Raw genomic sequence first — 25,855 nt, forward strand, 5'->3', positions numbered from 1 at the left:
ACAGTGCCGCGAATTCCGCCAAATAATCAGAGACAGTTCACGGACAATTCTGCTAAACTGTACTGATACAAAGGATGGTACAGATGATATCGACGGGCCTTTTGCGCAGTCTTGAAGCCGTGGAAGCTGCCTATCTTGGCAGTCGCAGCGAGGACAAGGCAGCGCCCGATAAGATGCCGCTCGTCGAAAAGGTCATGACCATCATTCGCGACCGTATCGCCGCCATGAGCCTTGCGCCCGGCGCTCGCCTTCCTTCAATCCGGCGTTTGGCCGAGACGATGAATGTTTCGAAATCAACGGTCGTAGAAGCCTATGACCGTCTGGTGGCAGAGGGGGTTATCCAGTCGCGCCGCGGTGCCGGTTTCTACGTTTCAGAGCGGGCACGTCAGCCTTTTACGCTTGCCGCAGTGACACCGCACAAGGACCGGCAGATCGATCCTTTCTGGGTAATGCGCCAGTCGCTTGAAGCAGACAATAAGACCTATAAGCCCGGCTGTGGCTGGCTGCCCGATGAATGGTTGCCGCTTGAGGGTATCCGCCGCGCCATGCGCACAATCGCACGCGATGAAGACAGCAATCTCGTCGCATATGGAGAGCCGCTCGGCTTTCGTCCTCTGCGCAATCATCTGGCGCGCAAACTCACCGAACAGGGCATCAACCTTTCAGGCGGCGATATTCTGCTGACCGATTCAGGCACACATGCCATCGATCTCATCTGCCGCTTTCTGCTGCAGCCCGGCGACACAGTGCTGGTTGACGACCCCTGCTATTTCAACTTTCAGGCCTCGCTTCTTTCACACCGCGTCAAACTCATCGGCATCCCCTACACGCATACAGGCCCCGATCTCGAAGCCTTCGCCAAGGCCGCTGAAGAACAAGCGCCAAAGCTGTATATTTCCAATGCTGGGCTGCACAATCCGACGGGCGGCATCATGACGCCCGCCACAGCACACCGGTTGCTGAAGCTTGCCGAAACCCACGACATAAAGCTAGTAGAAGACAATATCTTTGGCGATTTTCACCCTTCGCCAGCACCGCTGCTTGCCGAGCTCGATGGCTTTGACCGGGTGCTCCATATTGGCAGTTTCTCCAAGACACTCTCGGCCGCAGCGCGTGTCGGCTATATTGCCGGTCGTCGTGACTGGATCGACGGAATTACCGATCTGAAACTTGCGACCTCATTCAGCAGCAACGTTTTGTCCGCCCAGATTGTACACGCCCTGCTCACCGATGGCACCTATCGCCGCCATATCGACAGCCTGCGCGCTAAACTCGCTGACGCCATGACCATGACGGCAAACCGGCTCAAAGCAATCGGGCTGGAACTCTGGACAGAACCGCAGGGCGGCATCTTTCTCTGGGCGCGCTTGCCTGAAGGCATGGATTCAAGCCAGATTGCCCGTTATGCGCTTGAAAAGGGTGTTGTGCTTGCGCCGGGCGATGTTTTCAGCCCATCGCATAGCGCGACCCGTTATCTGCGTTTCAACGTTGCGCAATCGACAGAACCCTATATTTTTACTGTTCTCAGCGATGCGATGCGCGAAGGATTGGCATAAGCGCATCCCGAAAAGTCTGAAACGATTTTCGCGATGCGTGCGGAACAAATGTTTAGAGCGTGGATCGGTTTCAATCGGATCGATGCGCTAAATCCATTAACCCGCTCGCATCGAAAACAACTTCAAGCAAAAGCAATGCAGTCAGTCTGCGCATGACGGATATACTCGCCCCCTGTCTTTGAGGAGAGACATCGGGAGGGATAAACGTGAATACACACCCAACCGGGATCGTGGCTAGTCCACGTCCCGAAGACGAAAGACTATCCGTTACAGCCAATCTGGCTTATGGATTTCAGCATGTTCTGACCATGTATGGCGGCATTGTAGCCGTCCCACTTATCATCGGTCAGGCGGCAGGCCTCAGCCCGAGCGAAATCGGCCTGTTGATTACCGCCTCGCTTTTTGCAGGCGGCGTAGCAACTGTACTGCAAACAATCGGTATTCCTTTTTTCGGCTGCCAGCTTCCACTGGTGCAGGGCGTATCATTCGCCGGTGTGGCCACGATGGTTGCCATTGTAACATCAGCAGAAACCGGCGAGGCGGGCATTCAGGTCGTACTCGGAGCGGTGATGGCGGCAGCCCTGATAGGCTTTCTCATCACACCGATCTTTTCGCGCGTGACGCGTTTTTTTCCGCCCCTTGTGACCGGTATCGTGATTACCACCATCGGTCTCACTTTGATGCCTGTTGCAGCACGCTGGGCCATGGGCGGCAACAGCAATGCACCTGATTTCGGTAGCATGTCCAATATCGGTCTGGCCGGGCTGACGCTGGCGATCGTTCTGCTGTTGAGCAAGATCGGCAATGCCACCATCTCGCGTCTGTCCATTTTGCTTGCCATGGTGATCGGAACGGGGATCGCATGGCTTCTCGGCATGACGGACTTCTCGCGCGTCGCAGAAGGTCCGGTTATGGCACTGCCCGAAATCTTCCATTTCGGCTGGCCGATTTTCAGTATTGCAGCAACACTTTCGATGTTCATCGTGATTGTCGTCACGCTGGTGGAAACCTCCGCCGATATTCTGGCGGTTGGTGAAATTCTGGAAACCAAGGTCAATTCCCGCCGTCTGGGCGATGGCTTACGTGCCGATATGGCATCGAGCATTCTCGCACCCGTGGTCGGATCGTTCACACAGAGCGCCTTTGCACAGAATGTGGGCCTTGTGGCGGTGACGGGTGTGAAAAGCCGTTATGTGGTTGCGACTGGCGGGCTTATTCTCATCACGCTCGGCCTGCTGCCAGTGATGGGGCGCGTGATTGCCTGCGTTCCGCCAGCCGTACTTGGCGGCGCCGGCATCGTTTTGTTTGGAACGGTTGCCGCAAGTGGTATCCGCACGCTGTCAAAGGTCGACTATCAGAACAATATCAATCTGATCATCGTGGCGACTTCCATCGGCTTCGGCATGATCCCGATTGCCGCACCGGAATTCTACCATCACTTCCCGGCATGGTTTGAGACCATCTTCCATTCGGGCATCAGCTCTGCTGCTTTGATGGCAATCGTGCTCAACCTGATGTTCAATGAGTTCAAGACCGGAAATTCAGATCAGATGTCGGTTTTTGCCGAAGGCACCGAACGCATCATTCGCCACCATCAGATCGCAGAACTGCATGATGGCGATTATGTCCAGAACGGTAAACTCTACGATGCGGAGGGTAATGAAGTGAAAATCGTCCCCGCTGGAGCACATTAGAGCACTTCCAGCAAAACTGTGAAGCGGTTTGCGTAGGTAGTGCGTATCAAAAAATTAGAGCGCATAGCGCTCTAATTACCGCAATACGCGGATCACGGTCCTATTCGTCAAATGAGGCAGGAGGCGCGCCATATCGGCGCGCTTCAATGCTATGCAGCCCTCGGTCGGCGTATAACCCGGACGGGCAAGATGGAAGAAGATCGCACTGCCGCAACCTCGTTTGCGCGGGCTAACGTTCCAGTCCATGACGATACAGGCATCATAAACATCGTCATTGCGCCACATCTTCTCGTGACTTGGCTTAAACGGCAGATTGACCGGACGATTGTAATTGGCGTCTTTTGGCGCATCGCACCAGCCATCCAGCTTACGCACCCGGCGCAGCGGCAAGGGCGATACCGGCCATTGTCCGCCATCGCCACGACGATAGCCATAGAGCAATCGCATGGAAGAAAGCGGCGTGGCACCGTCGCCTTCGCGCTTGAAAGCGCTGATTCCCCCCTTGCCAAGCGCACATTCCAATACCAAATTGCCAGCAGCAAGCAGACCGCGCGTTTTATGGCCGGGCTTTGCCCGTACATCGATAATGCCAATGCCGCGGCTTTTTTGATTTCTGGTCAAGCCCTGCCTCCGTTTTCCGCCTGCTGATAAAGTTTGGGTGATCGCCTGAAAATCTGCTCTCTTTTTTCACGGCTTCAACTTATCGCCATTAAATGTCATAAAACACGAACCACTATTTGAATCAAAGAGTAACGAGGACAGGCATGACAGGTCGTACAATACTGATTGTGGACGATGACGAAGATCTCCGCTCCATCCTCGTCGAACAGCTGGAGCTGTGCGAAGAATTCCAGATTCTTCAGGAAGACAACGCTACCAAGGGCATCCAGACCGCCCGCAATGGCATTGTCGATCTGTTGATTATGGATGTTGGCCTGCCGGACATGGACGGTCGCGAAGCGGTAAAGCTTCTGCGCAAGGGTGGCTTCAAGGCTCCGATCATCATGCTTACCGGTCACGACACCGAATCGGACACGATTCTCGGTCTCGAATCGGGTGCGAATGATTACGTCACCAAGCCGTTCAAGTTCGCGGTTCTGCTTGCCCGCATCCGCGCGCAGCTGCGCCAGCATGAGCAGAGCGAAGACGCGACATTCATCGTTGGTCCTTACACCTTCAAGCCAGGCCAGAAGCTGCTTCTCGATGAGAAGGGCAGCAAGATTCGCCTGACCGAAAAGGAAGCAGCCATCATCAAGTATCTCTATCGCGCCGGCGACAAGGTCATTGGCCGCGATGTGCTGCTTGAGGAAGTCTGGGGCTATAATTCCGGTGTTACGACACACACGCTGGAAACCCATGTCTACCGTCTGCGCCAGAAAATTGAGAAGGATCCGTCCAACGCATCGCTTCTGGTTACAGAAAGCGGGGGATACAAACTTGTCCCATGATGGACAGCGCCTGATGCGGGTGTAATGACAAGCTATGGCGCTCGATGACGATATTCGCATTCTCGGCTCAGTAGGCCTGTTCGAGTCTTTCACACCCGAACAGTTGCGTCTGCTCGCCTTTGGCGCAGAACGCCTTGTTCTGCGTGCCGGTCGTGAACTGTTCCGCGAGGGCCAGAGTGCCGATTGCGGATATATCGTCGTATCTGGCAACATCACCTTGTTTCATGATGCAGACGAAGGGCGGATTGCGATCCGCCCCGTCGGCCCCGGCGCCATGCTGGGCGAAATGGCGCTGATTGCGCAGACCACCCGCCTGACAGGTGCCCTGGCCGAAGAAGAGACCGAAGTCATCCGCATCAGCCGTGCAATCTTCCGGCGCATTCTGGAAGAATATCCGGAGGCCGCAGCATCGCTGCATGCCCATATCAGCAAAAACCTGCTGCAGTTGATTGCCGACATCGAGAAAGTCGCGCCACAGCTTAATGGCAACGACTAAAACCTATAATTCAATGACCCGCTCGATACCGATGGCATCCAGAAGCGCCTGATCGTGGCTGACCAGCAGCAGACCACCTTCATAGTCATTCAGGGCGGTTTCCAACGCTTCGATTGAATCGATATCGAGATGGTTGGTCGGCTCATCAAGGATCAGCAATTCAGGCTTCAGCGTTCCGCCAAGAATGCAGGCCAGTGCAGCGCGCAGCAATTCGCCACCACTCAAGCTCCCTGCAAGACGCGAGGCGCCCTCACCGCGAAATGAAAAACGCGCAAGTGCTGCATGAGCATCGTTATCGCTCGCCCCTTTGTTCAGTCTGCGGAAGTTCTCGTAAAGCGTTGCGCTGCGGTCCATCAAGCTCATCTGCTGATCGAACATGGCAACCGGCACAAATCGTCTTATCTCGCCTGAAACCGGCTGCAAATCGCCAGCAATCAACCGTAGCAGCGAGGTTTTTCCAGCTCCGTTTGCGCCGCGAATGACGATACGCTCTGGCCCGACGATTCTGAGTGAGAAGTCGCGGATGACTGGGTTTTCTGGCACTGGCCCACCAAAAACATTGAGCATTTCAAGCATCACACGCCCGGAAGGCGAAAGCGCAGCCTCAATATTAAACCGCATAGGCTTATTGCGTTCGACCTTTGCTTCCGCTTCACGCAACTGATTTTGTGCGCGCTCTGCATTGCGCTCTGCAAGCAATTCACCGCGACCACCGGTCTTTTGCGCCTTGTCGGCACGCGCATCGAGCAACAACTTGCTCATACCCGCATCTGCACGGGATTTGCGCCCGCGCGCATCACTTTTTGCTTGCCGTTCGGCAGCTTCCTGCGCCTTGAGCCTAACCTGCTTCACATCGCGCTGAGCCAATTCGAGATCGCGCGCTGCCCCTTCCCGCTCCAGTTCTTTCCGCTCGTGGTAGAAATCCCAATTGCCGCCATAGAGCGCCAACGCGCCTTGCGAGAGCTCGGCTATCGCATCCATTGACCGCAACAATTCGCGATCATGGCTGACGACAACAGCAGCCCCCTGCCAATTCGCAAGCATATCGGCAACAGCCTGACGGCCATCGCGATCAAGATTATTGGTCGGTTCATCCAGCAAAATAAGATCGGGCTTCTGAAACAGCAGTGCTGCAAGCGCTGCTCGCGTCTGCTGCCCGCCACTCAACTCGGATAGCCGGGTTTGTGGCGAAAGCGAAAGCCCGAACGACAGCAAAGCTTCATCGAAACGCTGAGGCAACAGCCAATCCGCCTGTTCGAAATCAACGTCAGTGCCCGCACCCGCTTCGATCCGCTCAAGCATTTCAAAGGCATCACGCGCGTCGAACAAATCGGCGAGTGTCTGCTGAGCGTCACCACCGACATTCTGCGCAAGCATACCAATCCGGCTGCTGCGCGTGACGGTTCCACTGGATGGTAACAAATCACCGCTCATGATTTTCAAAAGCGTGGATTTGCCAATACCATTACGCCCGACAAGGCCGATGCGACCTTCGGTTACGCTGAAATTGATGCCTGAAAAGAGAGTACGGCCATCAGCCGTGACGCAGGAAATATCCTGAAGAGTGAGAAGAGAAGACATGAAGAGCCCCGGAAACGTTGAAAACACTGGTCATTGAAAACAGTGCTGTACGATCCATTGCTCTTTTCTCCTCTTCTGAACTTCGCTCTATATAGGCTTGAGCGTTCGACTAATCCAGATCGAATGTCGCAATCACTGGTACGTGATCGGATGGGCGATCCCAACCGCGTGCTTCACGCAGGATCTGCAGACCTTGCATATGCGCTTCCAGATCAGCCGAACCCCAGATGTGATCGAGGCGGCGACCACGATCCGCTGCATCCCAATCCTTGGCGCGATAGCTCCACCATGTATAGATTTTCTGGTCAGCCGGAATGACCTGACGCATCAGATCGCTCCACCCACCTTTCACGCGCAAGTCTTCAAGCGTGGTAGTTTCAATCGGCGTGTGGCTGACGATTTTCAACAATTGCTTATGCGACCAGACATCGTTTTCAAGCGGCGCGATATTGAGATCACCCACGAGGATGGATGAATTACCATCCTGCCTATCAGCGACAATCGCGCGCATTTCCTCAAGGAAACCAAGCTTATGGGCGAATTTTGGATTAATTTCCGGGTCTGGCTCATCACCACCGGCAGGCACATAGAAATTATGGATACGGAGCTTTTTTCCACCCGCTGCGACGACTGCACTTAAGTGACGGCAATCACCCATCTCACAAAAGCCGATCTTCTCCACATCGCTCAGCGGACGTTTCGAGATGGTCGCAACGCCGTGATAGCCCTTTTGACCACTGATCGCGATATGCTCATAGCCAAGTGCGCGAAAGCCCTTGGAAGGGAACTGATCGTCGGGACATTTGGTTTCCTGAAGACAGAGAACATCCGGCTGATAGTCGCTTAAAAACTGCTCGACCAGCGGCATGCGCAGACGAACAGAATTGATGTTCCAGGTAGCAACAGAAAAGGTCATGGGAATAAGACTCGCGGTCACCAAAAGATGGCCGCGAACCTAACCATTTATCCGACAAATGCAAATGTAGGGCAGCAATAAAACAGAGAATTACTGGCCTTTGCGCTTCATCGCGATGCGCTGATAGTCGATCTTGAACATATCGTCGGTAAAGCGCACACCGGTGCGCAAATTGAAGATCATCACCGTTGTATCAAGGCCTTGCGCATCGGTGATCGTCCACTGCTTCAGTTCATAGGTCTTTGGCTCGAACATCAGCGTAATCTTGGAGCTGCCGAACACTTTTTTGTCACCAATGACCAGTGTGGTCATATCCGGGTCCTGTTTGACGCTCTGAAGACGGCCACCGCCAAGATCAATCTTATCGGAAAGAAGCAGCTTCAGCGGCGTGGTGCCCAGCGCATACATATCCCAGGTATCGAGCTTACGATTGTTGATGACAACCTGATTGCCATCCGAAATCACGCGTACCGGCGAGTTGTTGTAATTGAAACGGATTTTGCCCGGACGCTCGATATAGAAAGTGCCGCCAGTCTGGTCGCCCTTCGGGCCAAACTGAACGAACTCCCCGGTCATGGTGCGAACAGAAGAGAAATGATCTGCAATCTGCTGAGCCGCCGCGGCATTTCCCGCGCCCTGCGCCTGAGCCACAACGGGAGTGAACACCGGCGCAACAGAACCAAGAATCAATGCTCCCAATCCGAGGAAGGCCGCGAAACGGCTGGCTTTCGCAAATGCGGAAATGCGGGAGAACATCATCGGCAAACTCTCTCTTTTCATCATTCTCTAAAGGTAGATCGGCAGTTGGGCGCCAGTGTGGCAACTCAAAGTGTGGCAACTCAAGCTCATGAATTCCCGGCTAGAAATTGTCGTCGCCTGTCGGCACCAGTATTTCGCGCTTGCCGGCATGATTGGCAGGTCCAACGATACCTTCGTCTTCCATGCGTTCGATGATCGAAGCAGCACGGTTATAGCCAATGCCCAAACGACGCTGGATATAGGAAGTCGAAGCCTTCTTGTCGCGCAGCACCACAGCCACAGCCTGATCATAAGGATCGTCGGAATTTTCAAGGTTAGACGTTCCAGCCGGACCGCCGCCTTCATCCTCTTCCTCGTCTTCGGTGATGGCGTCGAGATATTCCGGCACGCCCTGAAGCTTCAGGTGCTGAACAATGCGCTCTACCTCGTCATCACCCACAAATGGACCATGTACGCGCTGAATTCGACCGCCACCGGCCATAAACAGCATATCACCCTGACCAAGCAGCTGCTCGGCGCCCTGCTCGCCAAGGATAGTGCGGCTGTCAATCTTGGACGTAACCTGGAAGGAAATGCGGGTCGGGAAGTTGGCCTTGATCGTACCCGTGATAACATCGACAGATGGGCGCTGTGTTGCCATGATGACGTGGATGCCTGCGGCACGCGCCATCTGCGCCAGACGCTGCACCGTGCCTTCAATATCTTTACCAGCCACCATCATCAAATCGGCCATTTCGTCGATGATCACGACGATATATGGCATTGGTTCGAGATCAAGCTGCTCGGTTTCGTAGATCGCTTCACCGGTATTACGATCGAAGCCGGTCTGAACGGTACGGGCGATCTGCTCACCCTTTTTCTGGGCCTGACCGACGCGCTGGTTGAAGCCGTCAATATTGCGGACGCCAACCTTGGACATCTTGCGATAGCGGTCTTCCATCTCACGCACGGTCCATTTGAGCGCGACGACAGCCTTTTTCGGGTCTGTCACAACCGGCGTCAGAAGATGCGGAATACCGTCATAGATGGAGAGTTCCAGCATCTTTGGATCGATCATAATCAGACGGCATTCCTGCGGCGTCATACGATAGACCAGCGACAGGATCATGGTGCTGATCGCCACCGACTTACCCGAGCCGGTTGTACCAGCCACCAACACATGCGGCATCTTCGCAATATCGGCAATCACCGGTTCACCGTTGATTGTCTTACCCAGCGCCAGCGCAAGCTTTGCCTTTGACTGTTCAAAGTCACGGCTTGCCAGCATCTCGCGCAGATAAACCATTTCGCGCTTCTGGTTCGGCAATTCGATACCGATGACATTGCGACCCGGAACAACGGCAACACGGGCTGCTATCGCACTCATCGAGCGGGCGATATCATCCGCCAGACCAATTACGCGAGATGATTTGATACCCGGAGCCGGTTCAAGTTCGTACAGAGTGACAACCGGACCAGGCTTCACATTGATGATCTCGCCGCGCACACCGAAATCTTCCAGCACGCCTTCAAGCAGACGCGCATTCTGTTCAAGCGCATCCTTGGACAGCGACGCATCGCGCTGTACCAGCTTAGGCTCAGCCAGATAATGCAGCGACGGCATTTCAAATGCGCCGCCTTCCTTGAGGAACGACGCCTGTGCTTCACGCTGGATGCGCGCGCCACTCTTAGGTGAAGGCGCACGTTCGCCAACGCGTGCTTTGGCGCGCTGTGGCGGTGCATCATGCCATTCCTGGCCTGCCAGCGGCGCACCATCGCCGTCATTATCGAAACCGTCATCCATTTCAAACGGCGGCTCTTGTGACGGAGCAGAACCAAATCCCGGATCATGGCGAGGACCGTTGCGCGTTTCAGCACTACGACGCACGCTGCGCATATCGCCGAATTCGTCCTCACGCGGCTTACGACGCTTCATGCCTGTAAGGCGCCTGAAAGTGGCGGTTGCACTGAGCATTGTATGCGTCATAGCACCGACGAATTGCGAAATGCCGCCCGATGCCGTTTCGTCGTCATTATCGTCGTCTTCGAAGTCGTCTTCCGCAGCACCGCGCGCGGCAGGCGTGTCGGCCAATACTTCGCGGCGACCAATAATACCACTTGCAAAAAGGCAGAGCCAAAGGGCTGGGAAGGCGAGCACCAGCGCAATGCCGGATGCTATCGCACCTTGTGGGAATGTACCGATGAAAATGCCTGGGATGCGCAGCATCATGTCACCGAAGACACCGCCAAGACCAATAGGCATTGGCCAGCTTTCCGGCACCGCAAAGCAGCTTGCAATGGCTGCGAACAGCAGGGCAGCGCCAAGCCAGGCAAAACTGCGCTTGGCAATGCGACTGATACCGCCCCGCGTCATCAGCAGCAGTGACCAGATGACCAGCGGGAGCAGAACTGGAACGCTTGCAAGGCCAAAGAACTGCATGGCGATGTCGGAGAATACCGCTCCCGGATAGCCAAGCGCATTGGTAACAGGGTTGTCTGTTGCATGGCTGAGGCTTGGGTCTGCAACATTCCATGTCGCCAGAGCTCCCACCGCAGCACCCGTAAGCGCAAGCAATCCCAGACCAAACAGGATATAAAATTGCCTGCGGAAGATATTGGCCAATCTCAGCCTGTCTTCCGAAATCCGCTCGTCACGCAGCGGGTATGAGGGCGAATATCCTTGCCGCATAAAGCCTGTCCCGAACCATGTTTTGGTGCCCTGCGGCTTGTGAAGCCTCGGGCGCAATGAATCGGGGTGATCCTAGCCTTGTGATGGTTAATTCCTCATTAACCATGCGACTTCTTATGTGGAGAAATGAAAAAGGCGCGGTTTCCCGCGCCTTTCCCCTTGTTGAGACAACCCTGTTCTACTGAACAGACTCGCCGTGCAAAGCGATATCGAGGCCTTCCATTTCGGCCTGCTTGCTTGGACGCAGACCCATGATGGCCTTGATTACGTAGAGAATAATCGCGGTCGCGACTGCTGTGTAGACAATGGTAACGGCCGCACCGAAGAACTGCTTGCCCATGGTTGCACCTTCGCCCGCGGCGTTGATCGCAACATCGGCAAAAAAGCCCGTCAGGATCGCGCCAACAAAGCCGCCAACGCCGTGTACGCCGAACGCATCGAGCGAGTCGTCATAACCAAGCGCGTGCTTGAGCTTAACCGCTGCCACGTAGCAGATAAGGCCTGCGACGATACCGATGATCAGCGCGCCTGTTGGATTGACGAAGCCTGCCGCAGGGGTAACAGCAACCAGACCAGCTACCGCGCCCGAAATAATGCCGAGAACGCTTGGCTTGCCGGCGATTGCCCACTCAGCAAACATCCAGGCAAGAGCCGCACCAGCAGTCGCAACCTGCGTGTTGAGCATGGCGACAGCAGCGAGCGAATTTGCACCGGCAGCAGAACCTGCGTTGAAGCCGAACCAGCCCACCCACAGAAGGGCTGCACCGATCACGGAGAGAACAAGGTTATGCGGCGCCATATTGGTCTGGCCATAACCGTCACGCTTACCAATAATCAGTGCTGCAACAAGACCTGCGACACCAGCATTGATGTGAACAACCGTACCGCCAGCGAAGTCGAGAACGCCGTCAGAGCCGAGGAAGCCGCCGCCCCATACCCAATGTGCAACCGGCACATAGACGATGAAGAGCCACAGAACCATGAAAACCAGCATGGAGGAGAACTTCATGCGTTCTGCAAACGAACCCGCAATCAGCGCAGGCGTGATAACCGCAAAGGTCATCTGGAACACGATGAAGAGGTATTCAGGGATGGTGCCGGTGAGCGAATCCATCGTTACGCCAGCAAGGAATGCCTTATCGAAACCACCGATAAAGGCGTTCATCGAACCGCCATCGGTAAAAGCAAGCGAATAGCCGAAGAACATCCACAATACCGACATCAGGCAGGTAATTGCGAAGCTCTGCATGACGGTGGAAAGCACGTTCTTCTTGCGCACCATGCCACCATAGAACAGCGCAAGCCCCGGAATGGTCATCATCAACACAAGTGCGGTTGAAGTCAGCATCCAGGCGGTATCGCCAGTATCAAGGGTCGGGGTTGGTGCAGCTGCATCCTGTGCAAAAGCTGTTCCAGCCAGAGCGAGCAATGCAGGCAGAGTGGCGAGAGCCGTTTGCTTGAATCTTCCAGTTATGAGCATCGAGTATCTCCGTCGAATGGCGGCTTCAAACGCGTCTGCGCTGAAAAGACCGGTTCAAAGCTACAGAAACAAAAATCGTGCCAGTTGCGCGCGATGGAACGGAGAGGATGCAATTTTTCTGATATTTGGCATTCACGCGTAAAGTGAAATCAAAGGATAGAAACGGCATTTCCGCCCAAAATCCGGGCTTTTCAACAAACGAAATACGCTGTCCAGCCCGAGAAAAATCTTGCCGTAAAAATAATAAGCGGCTTTTCCCGGAAAGGGAAAAACCGCTTTAAGTGATTCATCGGATTCAGCTTTTGCGATTGAAGCCATTTTACGCAATCAGCATATGCATAAAATTTAATCGCATGCTTTTATGATGATTAAAATATCATCACTTGTCTTTTTCATGCACACGGATAAGCCCTTCCTGCGCAACCGAGGCAATCAGAAGCCCTTCACGCGTATAGAGCGCACCACGGTTAAACCCGCGCGCACTGGACGCGCTTGGCGTATCCTGGGTGTAAAGGAGCCAGTCATCGAGCCTGCACGGGCGATGGAACCACATCGCATGATCAAGACTTGCCACCTGCAGATCTCGGTCAAAAATCGTGCGTCCATGCGGATGCAGCGATGTATCGAGCAAGGTCATATCCGACAGATAGGCGAGAATGGCCGCCTGAAGTGCGCGATCATCCGGCACAATACCGCGCGCCCGCACCCAGACATGCTGACTTGGAGCCAGTTTCTCGCGCGAGAAATAATGTTTGAGAGATACCGGCTTGATCTCGATGGGGCGCTCCTGCTCCCAGTATTTGCGCACACCAGCCGGTGCCAGATGCAAATATTCTTCCTTGAGATCATGATCGCCGACAAGCTGCTCGGGCATCGGCAGGCCTTCCGGCATATCGATTTGATGATCAAGTCCCGTTTCATCGATCTGGAACGACGCTGACAGCGTGAAGATCGCCTTGCCGTGCTGCTTTGCCAAAACGCGACGCGTGTTGAAGCTCGAGCCATCACGAATACGATCAACTTCATAGATGATCGGAATGGCCGGATCACCCGGACGTACAAAATAGCCATGCAGCGAATGAACATGCCGATCCGCATCAACCGTGCGCTGGGCCGCAATCAGCGCCTGTCCGATCACCTGCCCGCCAAAAACGCGCTGCCAGCCCACCTGCGGACTATTGCCGCGGAAAAGATCCATTTCGAGCGTTTCAAGATCAAGTGTCGTCAGAAGCTGCTGCATAGCAGCGGTCTGCTTACCTTCAAATGCACTGGTCTTTTTATCATCGGACATGGACAGCCTGTCTCCTGCAATCCTATATAGGAACTATATTCTCGGTGAACTGTTTGTGCCTGCACGACAGAAACTGTCAAGTCGAAGCCTCACATGCTTCACCGAAGGGTGATCTGAATATCCGAAAGGAAGAAGCGATGTCTGCCGCAAGCAAGCAGGGAACCACGGGCAAGAACGATTTGGTAATCGCAGGCGGCGGCTATGTCGGCCTCGTTACTGCCGTTGCGGTCAAATCGGCAGCTCCGCATCTTTCAGTTACCGTCATCGACGGCGCACCGGCAGGCGCATGGAAGAACGACCCGCGTGCATCCTCCATTGCAGCAGCTGCTTCGCGTATGCTCGACAAGCTCGGCTGCTGGCAGGAAATCGTCACCGACGCACAGCCCATCACAGAAATGGTCGTCACCGATTCCCGCACCTCCGATCCGGTACGACCTGTCTTCCTAACCTTCTCTGGCGACGTGAACCCGGGCGAGCCTTTTGCCCATATGGTTGAAAACCGTGTGCTCAACACCGCCCTTCACAGACAAGCAGATGCACTCGGCATCACCTTCATCGAAGGCATGAGCGTCGAGAATTTTGAAACCAATCCTGAATCAGTTGCCGTGAAGCTGGCCAATGGTGAAACACTCATCACCCGCCTGCTGATTGCCGCAGACGGCGCAAAATCGCGCCTGCGCGACATTGCTGGCATCAAGACCGTCAACTGGGACTATGACCAATCAGGCATCGTCTGCAACGTCGCCCATGAGCGCCCGCATGGTGGTCGTGCTGATGAGCATTTCCTGCCCGCAGGTCCATTTGCCATCCTGCCACTGAAGGGCAATCGCAGCTCGCTCGTCTGGACGGAACGCACAGCCGATGCCGAACGCCTGATCCGCGAAGATGATTTCATCTTTGAGACCGAACTTGAGCAGCGTTTCGGTCATCGCCTTGGCGCGCTGACTGTTGAGGGTCCGCGCCGCGCCTTTCCGCTTGGCCTCACACTGGCCCGCGAGTTCGTCAAGCCACGCTTTGCACTTGTGGGTGATGCAGCCCACCGCATCCACCCGATTGCCGGTCAGGGCCTCAATCTCGGTTTCCGTGATGCGGCAGCCATTGCCGAAGTTATCGTCGAGACCGATCGCCTTGGCCTCGACATCGGCTCTTTCGCAGCACTGGAACGCTATCAGGCATGGCGCCGGTTCGACACGGTGCAGATGGGTGTCACAACAGACGTACTGACCAAATTGTTCTCCAACGACAATCCGGCAGTCCGAACCATTCGCGACATTGGACTGGGTCTTGTTGACCGCGTTCCAAGCCTCAAGTCCTTCTTCATCAAGCAGGCAGCGGGTCTTTCGGGGGATACACCACGTCTTTTACAGGGCGAAGCGATTTAAAGCATTTCCAGCAAAAGTGGGAACCGGTTTTGCGTCGGATAATGCGTAAAAAAATAGTTACAGCGGTTCCAACGATTCAGCCTTAACTAGAACCGCTCTCAGCTTCACACGCGGACTGGAAAAAGCTCCCATTTCTGCTAAAAAAGCAAGACTGAGCATAGGCGTGGGGGCCTCGGGGCATGCATACCAATGAGCGATTGATCGACGGGCTCCTGCAGTTGCAGGCAGGCTTGTGGTCAACGGAATGCGTTCACAAACTATCCAAAATTGCAGGCGCACTAGCCATTATCGCCGCTATGGCAGCCGCCATCATCTATTCAGTCGTAAAGCCCGACCAGAACTGGGATATGATCCCTTATATCGCAACAGCGCTGGAAAACCGCTATCCCGATGCGACCCAACTGCATACGGAAACATGGCGGCAAGTCGCAGAAGTTACCTCAGAGGGCGAGCTGCAAGCGCTGAAATATGGTGGAGACTATCGAAGCGCCCAGTGGGTAAGCCCCGATAATTTCAAATCGCAGCTCGTCATGTACCGCGTCAAAGCGGGCTATATTCTACTTCTGCGCTGGCTGGAACCCTATACAGGGCTGGTCCGTGGCGGCCACCTCATCAGCATCTCAGCAGCGTTCGCTACCGGGCTGCTGATGCTTTGGCTGCTTGGCAGCTATAATGCGCTTCAGGCCGGGCTCCTGGTTGGACCCGCGCTTTTACTGGCCGGTTATGGCCCAATAACATCAGCGGTCTTTCCGGACATCGCCATGGCAGCGCTTTCCTTCGCCGCCATTTTCGCCATTCTGCGCGAGCGCGATTGGCTGGGTGCCTTGCTGCTCGTGCTATCTTTCACAATCCGTCCAGACAACATCATCATGATCTTTGCTCTGCTGATCACAGCAGTTCTGTTCGGCTGGCGTAAACTTCCACTGCTGATCGCCTTTGCGGCCTGCATCGTGGCAGGCCTGATGATGGAAAAAGCCGCCGGACATCCCGGCTGGTGGGCGCATCTTTATTTCACCTGCATCGAGATGCAGAGTTCCATGACTGGATTTAAGCCAGATTTTTCGGTCGTTCTGCTCGTCAAAGCCTATATTCGGGGGATCATTCTGGCGCTTTATCTCGAAAGCTGGCCTTCCATGCTGTTGCTGGCACTGGTCGCTTGGGCAGCGATGGCGAAAGCCGGCATTAAAGCCGATATTCCTCGATTGAATGGTATCGTCTTTGCCATGGTCATCGGAATTCTCGGCAAGTTTGTTTACTTTCCGATGCCCTATGATCGCTTTTTCTTCAACATGATCATCATCATCATTCTGATGCTGTCACTGGCATGGGCAGTCGATACAAACCGTAAGTTTGCCCAAAACTGACACTGGAAGCCATGGGAAGCCGCCCTATCTGGTTGGAAGAAACCAATCGAGAGGAGCTTCCCCATGGACAGAAAAGCAACCGCAGTCTGGAAAGGTACACTCAAAGACGGCAAAGGCACGCTCAATACCCAGAGCGGTGCGCTGAAAGACCTGCCCTATGATTTCAAGGCGCGCTTCGAAGATGAAAGCGGCCGCGCAGGCACCAACCCAGAAGAGCTTCTCGGTGCCGCCCACGCAGGTTGCTTCGCCATGCAGCTGTCAGCCCTGCTTACCGAACACGGCACGCCACCAGAAAAACTCGACGCGACAGCAGCCGTAACAGTCGGCCCCGCTACAGGTGGTGGCTTTGCAATCTCCCGCAGTGCATTGACGCTCAGTGCAAGCATTCCCGGCATATCTGAGGAAGATTTTGCAAGCCTTGCCAAGAAAGCAAAAGAATCCTGCCCGCTTTCGAAAGCACTGGGTGCAATCGAAGTAACACTGGACGCCAAGCTGGTTTGATCAACAAAAGCGGGCCTAGCCCGCTTTTTTATTCCGGAAGATGGCAGACGGCTTCGATATTATGGCCGTCAGGATCGGTTACAAAGGCTGCATAATAATCGGGATGATAATGTTCCCGCAAACCGGGCTTGCCGTTGTCACTCCCCCCTGCAGCGAGTGCCGCTTCATAAAAGCGATCTACCTCAGAGCGGGTTCCTGCCGAGAAAGCGACATGAAGAACGCCTTCCAGCTTTGAACCTTTCTGCTTGCCGATCCAGAATTCCGGCTTTCCGTTGCGGCCATAGCCGACCCAATCTCCGAATTCCATCGCTCGCGTGATACCCAGAGGCGCTAAAGCCGCATCATAGAAAGCACGGGATTTTGGCATACTGGAAATGTTGAAACCGATATGATCAAGCATGAAAGACCTTTAAAGCCGAAACACTGCATTGATTAGATCAGATATCGGCGAAACAGCAAAGATCAAGGATCGGTTGCGCTACATATAAAAGAAAAGGGAGGCATGAGCCTCCCTTTCCGTCGATTATAAAAACACGTTTTACACGCGGCGCTCGACCATCATCTTCTTGATTTCGGCAATCGCCTTGGCAGGGTTGAGACCCTTCGGGCAGGTTTGCGCGCAGTTCATGATCGTATGGCAGCGATACAGGCGGAACGGATCTTCGAGATTATCGAGACGTTCGCCCTTGGCTTCGTCGCGGCTGTCGATCAGCCAGCGATAGGCCTGAAGCAGCACAGCTGGTCCAAGGTAGCGGTCGCCATTCCACCAGTAGCTTGGGCACGAGGTTGAGCAGCAGGCGCAGAGAATGCACTCGTAAAGACCATCGAGCTTCTGACGATCTTCGTGGCTCTGCAGCCATTCCTTCTGCGGCTCTGGCGAAACCGTCTTGAGCCAAGGCTCAATCGAACGGTGCTGAGCATAGAAGTTGCTGAGATCAGGCACCAGATCCTTCACCACCGGCATATGCGGCAGAGGATAGACCTTGATGGAACCCTTGATCTCGTCCATGCCCTTGGTGCAGGCGAGCGTGTTGGCGCCATCAATGTTCATTGCGCAGGAGCCGCAAATGCCCTCACGGCACGAACGGCGCAGCGTCAACGTCGGATCGATCTTGTTCTTGATGTAGAGAAGACCGTCGAGCACCATCGGGCCGCAATCATCGCGATCGATATAATAGGTATCGATGCTTGGATTTGCGTCGTCATCCGGCGACCAGCGATAAATGCGGAACTCCGTTACATTCTTGGCACCATCTGGACGCGGCCAGGTTTTGCCTTCCTGCATACGGGAGTTCTTGGGAAGTGCGAGTTCAACCATTGCTCATTCCCTCGATCAGTAAACGCGCTTCTTAGGCGCGATCTTGGCCAGGCTGATGCCGCCTTCTTCCTCGGTCGTCAGCGGATCGAGATGAACAGGGCGGTAATCAAGCTTCACGTCGCCATTTGGCGACAGCCAGGAAAGGGTGTGTTTACGCCATTCGGCGTCGTTACGGTCCGGGAAATCCTCATGCGCATGTGCGCCGCGGCTTTCGTGACGGGCTTCAGCCGAAACGACTGTCACCATCGCGTTAGCCATCAGGTTTTCCAGTTCCAGCGTCTCAACCAGATCAGAATTCCAGATCATCGAACGGTCAGAGACCTTAATATCCGGCAGTTCTTTCCAGATCTCCGCCATACGTGCGACGCCCTGCTTGAGCGACTCGTCCGTACGGAACACGGCAGCGTCTTCCTGCATGGTGCGCTGCATCTTTTCACGCAGTTCTGCGGTTGGCGTCGAACCGTTGGCATAACGAAGACGATGGAAGCGATCCATGATCGTTTCGACAGCTGTTTCGTTGATGTCTGGAATTTTCGCAGCGCGGTCGATGACTTCGCCAGCGCGGATTGCAGCCGCACGGCCAAACACCACAAGGTCGATCAGCGAGTTGGAGCCGAGACGGTTTGCACCGTGCACGGAAGCGCAACCTGCTTCACCCACGGCCATTAGGCCCGGCTGAACGCGGTCAGGATCTTCTTGCGTCGGGTTCAGCACTTCGCCCCAATAGTTGGTTGGAATGCCGCCCATATTGTAGTGAACAGTTGGCAGAACCGGGATCGGTTCCTTGGTCACATCGACGCCTGCGAAAATCTTGGCCGACTCGGAAATGCCCGGCAGACGTTCATGCAGAACAGCCGGATCAAGATGGTCGAGATGCAGGTAGATGTGGTCCTTGTTCTTGCCAACGCCGCGACCAGCGCGGATTTCCATGGTCATGCAGCGCGAGACAACGTCACGCGAAGCAAGATCCTTGGCGGAAGGCGCGTAACGCTCCATGAAGCGTTCGCCTTCGGAGTTGACCAGATAGCCGCCTTCACCGCGTGCGCCCTCAGTAATCAGGCAGCCCGCACCATAAATGCCGGTCGGATGGAACTGAACGAATTCCATGTCCTGAAGCGGAAGGCCAGCGCGTGCTGCCATGCCGCCGCCGTCGCCGGTGCAGGTATGGGCCGAGGTTGCCGAGAAATAGGAACGGCCATAACCGCCCGTCGCCAGAACCACCATCTTGGCAGCAAAGCGATGGATTGTACCGTCATCGAGGTTCCAGGCGACAACGCCCGTGCAGACGCCATCAGTCATGATGAGATCAAGCGCGAAATATTCGATGAAGAACTGCGCGTTGTTTCTCAGCGACTGGCCGTAAAGCGTGTGCAGGATCGCGTGGCCGGTACGGTCAGCAGCAGCACAGGTGCGCTGAACCGGAGGGCCGTCGCCGAAATTCTGCATGTGGCCACCGAACGGGCGCTGATAGATCTTGCCTTCTTCGGTGCGCGAGAAAGGCACACCGTAATGCTCCAGTTCGTAAACCGCAGCAGGCGCTTCACGCGCCAGATATTCCATCGCATCGGTATCGCCCAGCCAGTCCGATCCCTTGACGGTATCGTACATATGCCACTGCCAGCTATCCGGACCCATGTTCTTGAGCGATGCGGCGATGCCGCCCTGTGCTGCAACCGTATGCGAACGGGTTGGGAAAACCTTGGTGATGCAAGCGGTCTTGAAGCCCTGCTCAGCCATACCGAGCGTTGCACGCAGACCTGCGCCACCGGCACCAACGACGACAACGTCGAACTTGTGATCTACAAACTTGTAGTTCTTTTCGCCCGCAGCACTGGCCGCGTTTTTTTCTGCACTAGCCATCGGGCTATCAACCTCCGAAGCTCAGCTTGAGGATCGCATAGACGCAAGCCACGCCAACAACAACCGTGAAGAAGGTGTTGAGCATGACGAGCAGGACCTTCAGGCCTTCGCCGTGAATGTAATCTTCAATAATAACCTGCATGCCAAGACGCATGTGGTAAACGCCGGTCAGCACGAACAGCGCCATCACCAGAGCGGTGAACGGATGCGCCAGAACGGATTTCACTTCCGCATAGCTTGCGCCATGGAGCGAAATAACCAGACCGATGAAAAACAGAACCAGCGGGACGAGTGCCACAGCACTCATACGCTGAAACCAGAAATGGCCGGTGCCTTCTTTGGCCGAGCCCAGACCGCGAACCTTGCCGAGAGGTGTACGCATATCGTTCATGTCAGAACTCCTTTCAGCGCACTGCGAAAGCAACAACCCAGACAAGGATCGTTGCGGGCAGCGAGAAGGCCAGCGTCAGCCAGGCAATTTTGCTGGCCGTGTGCTTTTCAAGTCCGGCACCCATGTCCCAGATGAAATGGCGTACGCCGCCGGCCAGATGGTGCAGAAGCGCCCAGGTATAGCCGAACAGAACCAGATAGCCGATCCATGAACTATAGACCCAGCTCACCATGTTGAACGCATCTTCGCCGATTGCAGCGGCAATCAGCCATGCGGCGAGAAGAAGGGTTCCGAAATAAAGTGCGCCGCCGGTGATACGATGGATGATGGACATCGTCATCGTGATCTTTGGTCGATAGATCGACAAATGCGGCGACAAAGGACGCTGACGCGTAGCGGTCGGTTGTGTCATGGCTCTCGTGGGCTTCCCTGACGTTTCTACCCATTTCATCTTGCTCAGCTCTTGCTGGCACAATGAAATGAATGGCCGGTTCATTTGGATCGTCGTGCGTCCGAATGGACGCACAAAGGACGCTCCAACTTCTTGAATCTACGCATCGTGATTTCCAAAAATCAGAAACGATTTTTGGGCCGATGCTGTAAAACCGAGTTCGATGTCGCGCACAACACAGGAAACAGAATTTTCGATCCTGCGCCGGCACGACCCAGAAAATATGGCTGGATCGTGTCGCACGACCCTATGTGGCGCTTTCTACTGCGCTTTTACCACCACGTCAAAGAAGCTTTTTCACGAAAAGACTAACAATTGGTCGCACCTAGACGACACTTTCGCGTGATTTCGGATTTTAAACGATTGAAGTCCGAAATCTCGAAAAACATGTGTAATTTCATCCACTTTTGCGGATAAGCCTAGTTCCCGAAGCGAATCACGTAACTGGACCAGTCGGCAGCAGCTGCAATCTGCTCGTAGAGCTTGCGACCATCCTCTGGTACACGGGGCGCATTAAGGACAAGCTTGGACCAGCTGCGTTCTTCTGCCTTATCAGCAAGCAGATCAATCAGCGCCTTTGCGATGCCTTTGCCGCGATGATCGTGGTGCACATAAATATGATCAACCTGACCTGCACGCAGACCCGAGACCGGCTCCGGAAGATCGTAGAAGATCACGAAGCCGACCAGATTGCCATCAACACGCGCACCCAGTATCTCGGTAGCGCGATCCTGCAGGAGATGCTCGGCATAGAATTCATCCGGACGACGCGGCGCGCCACGCTTCAATGCCTGCGCGTAGCTTGCGAGCAGTGCCGAGAACTCATGGGCATCTCGCAGGTGAAGAAGCGCAATATCGACGGCATGATCTGTGGTCATGAGCAATCTTTCCCTCAAACATATTTCCAGAAATCGGAAACATCTCAATTGTAGACGAGAGCTGGGTGTAGACAAGAGCCCGCCCAATGGTAAAGCGCATTGCTTGCGAAATCAGATCAGCTTGCGACCATTGCCGGTTCCCCGGAACTCCACGACATTGTCGTCCAGCATCATCGGCAACGCCGTGCGAACGCAGTTTCGACCATTCTTCTTGGCCTCGTAAAGCGCTCCGTCTGCCCGCTTGTAGACATCGGAAAAGAAGTCGTCGAACTCCATTTCCGTGACCCCGAAGCTGACCGCAAATGCCACATCCCCTGAAGCGCCGGGCAGCGTGATATCGGCACAGGCCAATCGCGCCCGCTCTGCAAAGCGCCATGCCGACTGGATCGTGTGTCCGGGAAGCAGCACGGCAAACTCCTCACCACCCATTCTCGCAGCAATACCGCCCTTGGACGCCGCCGACCTGCGAAGTTCATCAGCAAAAGCTGCAATCACGCGATCACCGAGTGCATGACCGTGCGTGTCGTTGATCAATTTGAAATAATCAATATCGCAGACGATCAGCGAAAGAGCCTGCCGCATCCGCTTGGATTTTTCGATTGCAGCCTCGGCTCTGAATTCAAAACCACGGCGATTGAGGAGACCGGAAAGCTGATCCGTTTCCGAGCGAAGCGTCACATCGGAAATCAGCTCACCCATCAGGCAGAGCAGCAAGAGAAGTCCTGCCGCTACCGAAAGACCGGCACCAATCGACTGAACCAGCAACGCATAATCTGTTCTGACATAGTCGTCAGGATCAACACCCACGCCACCAACCAGCGAAGCCAGTACGGGCTTGATAAGAAAATGAATGGCACTGATCGTAAACAAACCTGCCATCAGCCCATCAAGCGTACCCCACGACCGACCGAATGGACGGCTTTTAGCGCGAGCACTCAATCGCCCTCGCATGATGACCCAGACAGCCAGCATCAATGTGAGGAAGTAAGGCGACTGATAAAGAATGCGACCCAGCATTTCGCTGCGCGCAATGTCGTAAATGCCATAGACCAGCGACAGCGAACCGACGAACAGCAACCCCAATGGAAACCATGGAACGGGTGACGAATACATTCGCGCAAGGCCGATTACCAGACAGGCAAGCGTCATGAAATAGGTGGCAAAACCCAGCATGTAACCAAGCTTGGCATTTGGTATCGAGGGGATTAGCAGTTCTGTCAAAAAGTAGAGCATCGCGAAAACGAAGCCCAATGCGAAAATCGGCGCCGCTGTGTTATCGCGTGCAAAAGCCGCGATACCCAGAAAGGTAAACGCAAACAGACCGGAAACGGTCATATTGATCAGCAGTATAAACTCTGCTCCGTCCATCCGCGCTTTCCGGCCCCTGCCTGCGAAGCCAATGCGGCCCGCATTCCCCAATTCTAAGCCCCGCAAATTCCGCCGTTTTCAGCGAAACAGGAGAATGATTTTCACCTTATAGCCCTTATACATCCAAAGCATGAAAAAGCAGCTAATTTAGTAAACAAACCGGTCTGCGATGAGCCTCTCGCACATATGAAAAAAGCCGCCGGATCACTCCGGCGGCTTTTTAAAACTTGCTCACGAAAGAGCTTAGTTCCAGTCGCGAATATCGACGAAGTGACCGGCGATGGCTGCAGCCGCTGCCATGGCAGGCGACACAAGATGCGTGCGGCCCTTGAAGCCCTGACGGCCTTCGAAGTTGCGGTTCGAGGTCGAAGCGCAACGTTCACCCGGCTTCAGGCGGTCATCGTTCATAGCAAGGCACATCGAGCAGCCCGGCTCGCGCCAGTCAAAACCTGCTTCAATGAAAATCTTGTCGAGGCCTTCAGCTTCCGCCTGCTCCTTCACAAGCCCCGAACCCGGAACGATCATCGCGTTAACGCCATTAGCAACCTTCTTGCCAGCGGCCATACGAGCTGCGTCACGAAGATCTTCGATACGACCATTGGTGCATGAGCCGATGAACACGCGATCAATCTTGATGTCGGTCATCTTGGTGCCTGGCTTCAGGCCCATATAATCGAGCGCACGCCACTTGGATGCACGCTTGGTTTCGTCCTTGATCTCATCCGGATTAGGAACGATGTCGGTGACGAAGACGACGTCTTCAGGCGACGAGCCCCAGGATACAACCGGTGAAATCTTGGCAGCGTCCAGCTCAACGATCTTGTCGAAATGCGCGCCTTCGTCAGAATGCAGCGTCTTCCAGTAGCCGATAGCCTGTTCCAGCGCTTCGCCCTTCGGTGCGCGCGGCTTACCCTGCACATAAGCGAAGGTTGTTTCGTCCGGTGCGATCAGACCAGCGCGTGCGCCGCCTTCAATCGACATATTACAGACGGTCATGCGACCTTCCATCGACAGCGAACGAATAGCGCTGCCTGCATATTCGATCACATAGCCGGTACCGCCAGCGGTGCCGATTTCGCCGATGATGGCGAGCGTGATGTCCTTGGCGGTGACGCCCGAGGCCAGTTCACCTTCAACACGCACCAGCATGTTCTTGGCTTTCTTCTGGATCAGCGTCTGAGTCGCAAGCACATGCTCGACTTCCGACGTACCGATACCATGTGCCAGCGAGCCGAAAGCCCCGTGAGTCGACGTGTGGCTGTCGCCGCAAACAATCGTCATGCCCGGTAGCGTGAAGCCCTGTTCCGGACCAACGATGTGCACAACGCCCTGACGGCGGTCACGCTCGGAGTAATATTCAACGTTGAAGTCAGCAGCGTTTTTGGCCAGAGCCTCAACCTGAATGCGGCTTTCTTCGTTCTTGATGCCGTTCACGCGGTCTTTCGACGTTGGAACGTTGTGATCGACAACAGCCAGCGTCTTTTCAGGATGACGCACCTGACGACCTGCCATACGCAGACCTTCAAAAGCCTGCGGGCTTGTCACTTCGTGCACAAGATGGCGATCAATATAAAGGAGGCAGGTACCATCGTCCTGCTGATCCACTACATGGTCGTCCCAGATCTTGTCATAAAGTGTACGCGGCGCGCTCATTGCGAGGTTCCTTTGAACGGTTCTTAATTAGGCTGTCATATGCACCCGCCGCTGCATTTCGTCAAGAAACACAAACCGCAACAGGGTGTCGCAGTAACAATCTTGCGCAATGTTGGCGAAATTATGCGATATGTTACGCAGCCTTTTGGCTTTTGCAAATAAAAAAGGCGGTCTAAAGACCGCCTTTTTCAGATTCTTGCAGAGAGGTGCTTATTCAGCAGCAGTCTTTGCAGCTTCTGCCTTAGCAGCAGCGGCCTTATCGGCTTCGCGTTCTGCCTTGGTGCGGTTGTCTTTCTTCTCAGCAATACGAGCAGCCTTACCGGTGAGGCCACGAAGGTAGTAAAGCTTCGCGCGACGGACCTTACCGCGGCGAACAACTTCAACGCCCTCTACGATTGGTGAGTAAACTGGGAATACGCGCTCTACGCCTTCGCCGTAAGAAATCTTGCGAACGGTGAAGTTTTCGTTGATGCCAGCGCCGGAGCGGGCAATGCAAACGCCTTCATAGGCCTGCACGCGGGTACGCGTACCTTCGGTAACGCGAACCTGAACGCGAACGGTGTCACCTGGCTGGAAATCTGGAAGCTTGCGCTTTTCTTCGATCTTTGCTGCCTGTTCGGCTTCAATCTGACGAATGATGTCGGTCATCATCTGACTCCTTTACGAATTCTTCTCAAACAGTCAGAGCGCTCTGCACTTGCCACCAAGCACTTAAGGCCTTGTGGTTATGCCCGAAAAATCAGGCAGGAGCGGTACACCATCTATTGGTTTAAAGATGTCGGGTTTTCCCGAACTGGCGC

Annotated in this window: 24 protein-coding genes; 7 read left to right on the plus strand and 17 right to left on the minus strand. The window is 54.7% G+C overall.

Going from position 1 to position 25,855, the window contains the following annotated elements:
• Positions 1–83 precede the first annotated feature (83 nt).
• Both RT142_RS17075 and RT142_RS17080 read left to right on the plus strand, forming a co-directional pair.
• Positions 84–1,556 (plus strand): PLP-dependent aminotransferase family protein, encoded by a 1,473-nt coding sequence (locus tag RT142_RS17075; protein WP_113499477.1) that lies wholly within the window; start codon positions 84–86, stop codon positions 1,554–1,556.
• Between the two features lie 206 nt (positions 1,557–1,762).
• The gene (locus tag RT142_RS17080; protein ID WP_313030157.1) at positions 1,763–3,250 is read left to right on the plus strand and encodes a nucleobase:cation symporter-2 family protein; all 1,488 of its coding nucleotides are present in this window, start codon (positions 1,763–1,765) and stop codon (positions 3,248–3,250) included.
• A 75-nt stretch (positions 3,251–3,325) separates the two neighbouring features.
• Here the strand turns inward: RT142_RS17080 and RT142_RS17085 are convergent, their stop codons facing one another.
• On the minus strand, positions 3,326–3,871 hold the full coding sequence (locus RT142_RS17085) for a L,D-transpeptidase (RefSeq protein WP_112807167.1): 546 nt from the start codon (positions 3,869–3,871) through the stop codon (positions 3,326–3,328).
• 143 nt (positions 3,872–4,014) lie between these two features.
• Between RT142_RS17085 and RT142_RS17090 the strand changes: the two genes are divergently transcribed.
• Complete coding sequence (locus RT142_RS17090; protein ID WP_007872155.1) at positions 4,015–4,698, plus strand: response regulator transcription factor; 684 nt, start codon at positions 4,015–4,017, stop codon at positions 4,696–4,698.
• A 34-nt stretch (positions 4,699–4,732) separates the two neighbouring features.
• Positions 4,733–5,194, plus strand: a complete 462-nt coding sequence (locus tag RT142_RS17095; protein WP_007872156.1) for a cyclic nucleotide-binding domain-containing protein — start codon at positions 4,733–4,735, stop codon at positions 5,192–5,194.
• Positions 5,195–5,197: 3 nt separating this feature from the next.
• On the opposite strand, the gene RT142_RS17100 is transcribed toward RT142_RS17095, so the two are convergent.
• From RT142_RS17100 to tesB, 7 genes are all read right to left on the minus strand, one after another.
• Positions 5,198–6,775, minus strand: coding sequence for an ABC-F family ATP-binding cassette domain-containing protein (locus tag RT142_RS17100; RefSeq protein ID WP_112807165.1), 1,578 nt, complete (start codon positions 6,773–6,775; stop codon positions 5,198–5,200).
• Between the two features lie 109 nt (positions 6,776–6,884).
• Positions 6,885–7,691, minus strand: coding sequence for an exodeoxyribonuclease III (locus RT142_RS17105; RefSeq protein WP_064322563.1), 807 nt, complete (start codon positions 7,689–7,691; stop codon positions 6,885–6,887).
• Between the two features lie 90 nt (positions 7,692–7,781).
• A complete protein-coding gene (locus RT142_RS17110; protein WP_171380015.1) occupies positions 7,782–8,450 on the minus strand; it encodes an outer membrane lipoprotein carrier protein LolA in 669 nt (222 codons plus the stop codon).
• A gap of 100 nt (positions 8,451–8,550) precedes the next feature.
• Positions 8,551–11,118, minus strand: coding sequence for a DNA translocase FtsK (locus RT142_RS17115; RefSeq protein WP_313030162.1), 2,568 nt, complete (start codon positions 11,116–11,118; stop codon positions 8,551–8,553).
• A 178-nt stretch (positions 11,119–11,296) separates the two neighbouring features.
• Positions 11,297–12,598: an ammonium transporter gene (locus tag RT142_RS17120; RefSeq protein ID WP_007872167.1), complete on the minus strand. Its 1,302-nt coding sequence runs from the start codon at positions 12,596–12,598 to the stop codon at positions 11,297–11,299.
• Between the two features lie 132 nt (positions 12,599–12,730).
• Positions 12,731–12,916: a hypothetical protein gene (locus RT142_RS17125; protein WP_113158704.1), complete on the minus strand. Its 186-nt coding sequence runs from the start codon at positions 12,914–12,916 to the stop codon at positions 12,731–12,733.
• A 61-nt stretch (positions 12,917–12,977) separates the two neighbouring features.
• Positions 12,978–13,889, minus strand: coding sequence for an acyl-CoA thioesterase II (gene tesB / locus RT142_RS17130; protein WP_105519012.1), 912 nt, complete (start codon positions 13,887–13,889; stop codon positions 12,978–12,980).
• A gap of 137 nt (positions 13,890–14,026) precedes the next feature.
• On the opposite strand from tesB, the gene RT142_RS17135 reads away from it, so the two are divergent.
• The 3 genes from RT142_RS17135 (at position 14,027) to RT142_RS17145 (ending at position 17,136) form a co-directional block, all read left to right on the plus strand.
• Complete coding sequence (locus RT142_RS17135; RefSeq protein WP_007872170.1) at positions 14,027–15,271, plus strand: ubiquinone biosynthesis hydroxylase; 1,245 nt, start codon at positions 14,027–14,029, stop codon at positions 15,269–15,271.
• Positions 15,272–15,450: 179 nt separating this feature from the next.
• Positions 15,451–16,635, plus strand: coding sequence for a hypothetical protein (locus RT142_RS17140; RefSeq protein WP_313030166.1), 1,185 nt, complete (start codon positions 15,451–15,453; stop codon positions 16,633–16,635).
• 63 nt (positions 16,636–16,698) lie between these two features.
• Positions 16,699–17,136 (plus strand): OsmC family protein, encoded by a 438-nt coding sequence (locus tag RT142_RS17145; protein WP_313030169.1) that lies wholly within the window; start codon positions 16,699–16,701, stop codon positions 17,134–17,136.
• Between the two features lie 28 nt (positions 17,137–17,164).
• Here RT142_RS17145 and RT142_RS17150 read toward each other — a convergent pair whose 3' ends face one another.
• The 9 genes from RT142_RS17150 to rplS form a co-directional block, all read right to left on the minus strand.
• On the minus strand, positions 17,165–17,536 hold the full coding sequence (locus tag RT142_RS17150; protein ID WP_007872173.1) for a VOC family protein: 372 nt from the start codon (positions 17,534–17,536) through the stop codon (positions 17,165–17,167).
• A 138-nt stretch (positions 17,537–17,674) separates the two neighbouring features.
• Positions 17,675–18,454, minus strand: coding sequence for a succinate dehydrogenase iron-sulfur subunit (locus RT142_RS17155; protein WP_007872174.1), 780 nt, complete (start codon positions 18,452–18,454; stop codon positions 17,675–17,677).
• Positions 18,455–18,469: 15 nt separating this feature from the next.
• Complete coding sequence (gene sdhA / locus RT142_RS17160) at positions 18,470–20,314, minus strand: succinate dehydrogenase flavoprotein subunit (RefSeq protein WP_113485672.1); 1,845 nt, start codon at positions 20,312–20,314, stop codon at positions 18,470–18,472.
• 7 nt (positions 20,315–20,321) lie between these two features.
• Positions 20,322–20,705 (minus strand): succinate dehydrogenase, hydrophobic membrane anchor protein, encoded by a 384-nt coding sequence (gene sdhD / locus RT142_RS17165; RefSeq protein ID WP_064322173.1) that lies wholly within the window; start codon positions 20,703–20,705, stop codon positions 20,322–20,324.
• Positions 20,706–20,718: 13 nt separating this feature from the next.
• Positions 20,719–21,117 (minus strand): succinate dehydrogenase, cytochrome b556 subunit, encoded by a 399-nt coding sequence (sdhC, locus tag RT142_RS17170; RefSeq protein WP_079212418.1) that lies wholly within the window; start codon positions 21,115–21,117, stop codon positions 20,719–20,721.
• A 458-nt stretch (positions 21,118–21,575) separates the two neighbouring features.
• On the minus strand, positions 21,576–22,034 hold the full coding sequence (locus RT142_RS17175) for a GNAT family N-acetyltransferase (protein ID WP_007872181.1): 459 nt from the start codon (positions 22,032–22,034) through the stop codon (positions 21,576–21,578).
• Positions 22,035–22,145: 111 nt separating this feature from the next.
• The gene (locus tag RT142_RS17180) at positions 22,146–23,402 is read right to left on the minus strand and encodes a GGDEF domain-containing protein (RefSeq protein ID WP_313030175.1); all 1,257 of its coding nucleotides are present in this window, start codon (positions 23,400–23,402) and stop codon (positions 22,146–22,148) included.
• Positions 23,403–23,645: 243 nt separating this feature from the next.
• Positions 23,646–25,055, minus strand: a complete 1,410-nt coding sequence (leuC, locus tag RT142_RS17185) for a 3-isopropylmalate dehydratase large subunit (RefSeq protein WP_007872185.1) — start codon at positions 25,053–25,055, stop codon at positions 23,646–23,648.
• Positions 25,056–25,265: 210 nt separating this feature from the next.
• The gene (rplS, locus tag RT142_RS17190) at positions 25,266–25,703 is read right to left on the minus strand and encodes a 50S ribosomal protein L19 (protein ID WP_039859357.1); all 438 of its coding nucleotides are present in this window, start codon (positions 25,701–25,703) and stop codon (positions 25,266–25,268) included.
• Positions 25,704–25,855: the final 152 nt, after the last annotated feature.

Origin of the sequence: Brucella sp. (assembly GCF_032066345.1) — a bacterium.
Lineage (GTDB): Bacteria > Pseudomonadota > Alphaproteobacteria > Rhizobiales > Rhizobiaceae > Brucella > Brucella pseudogrignonensis.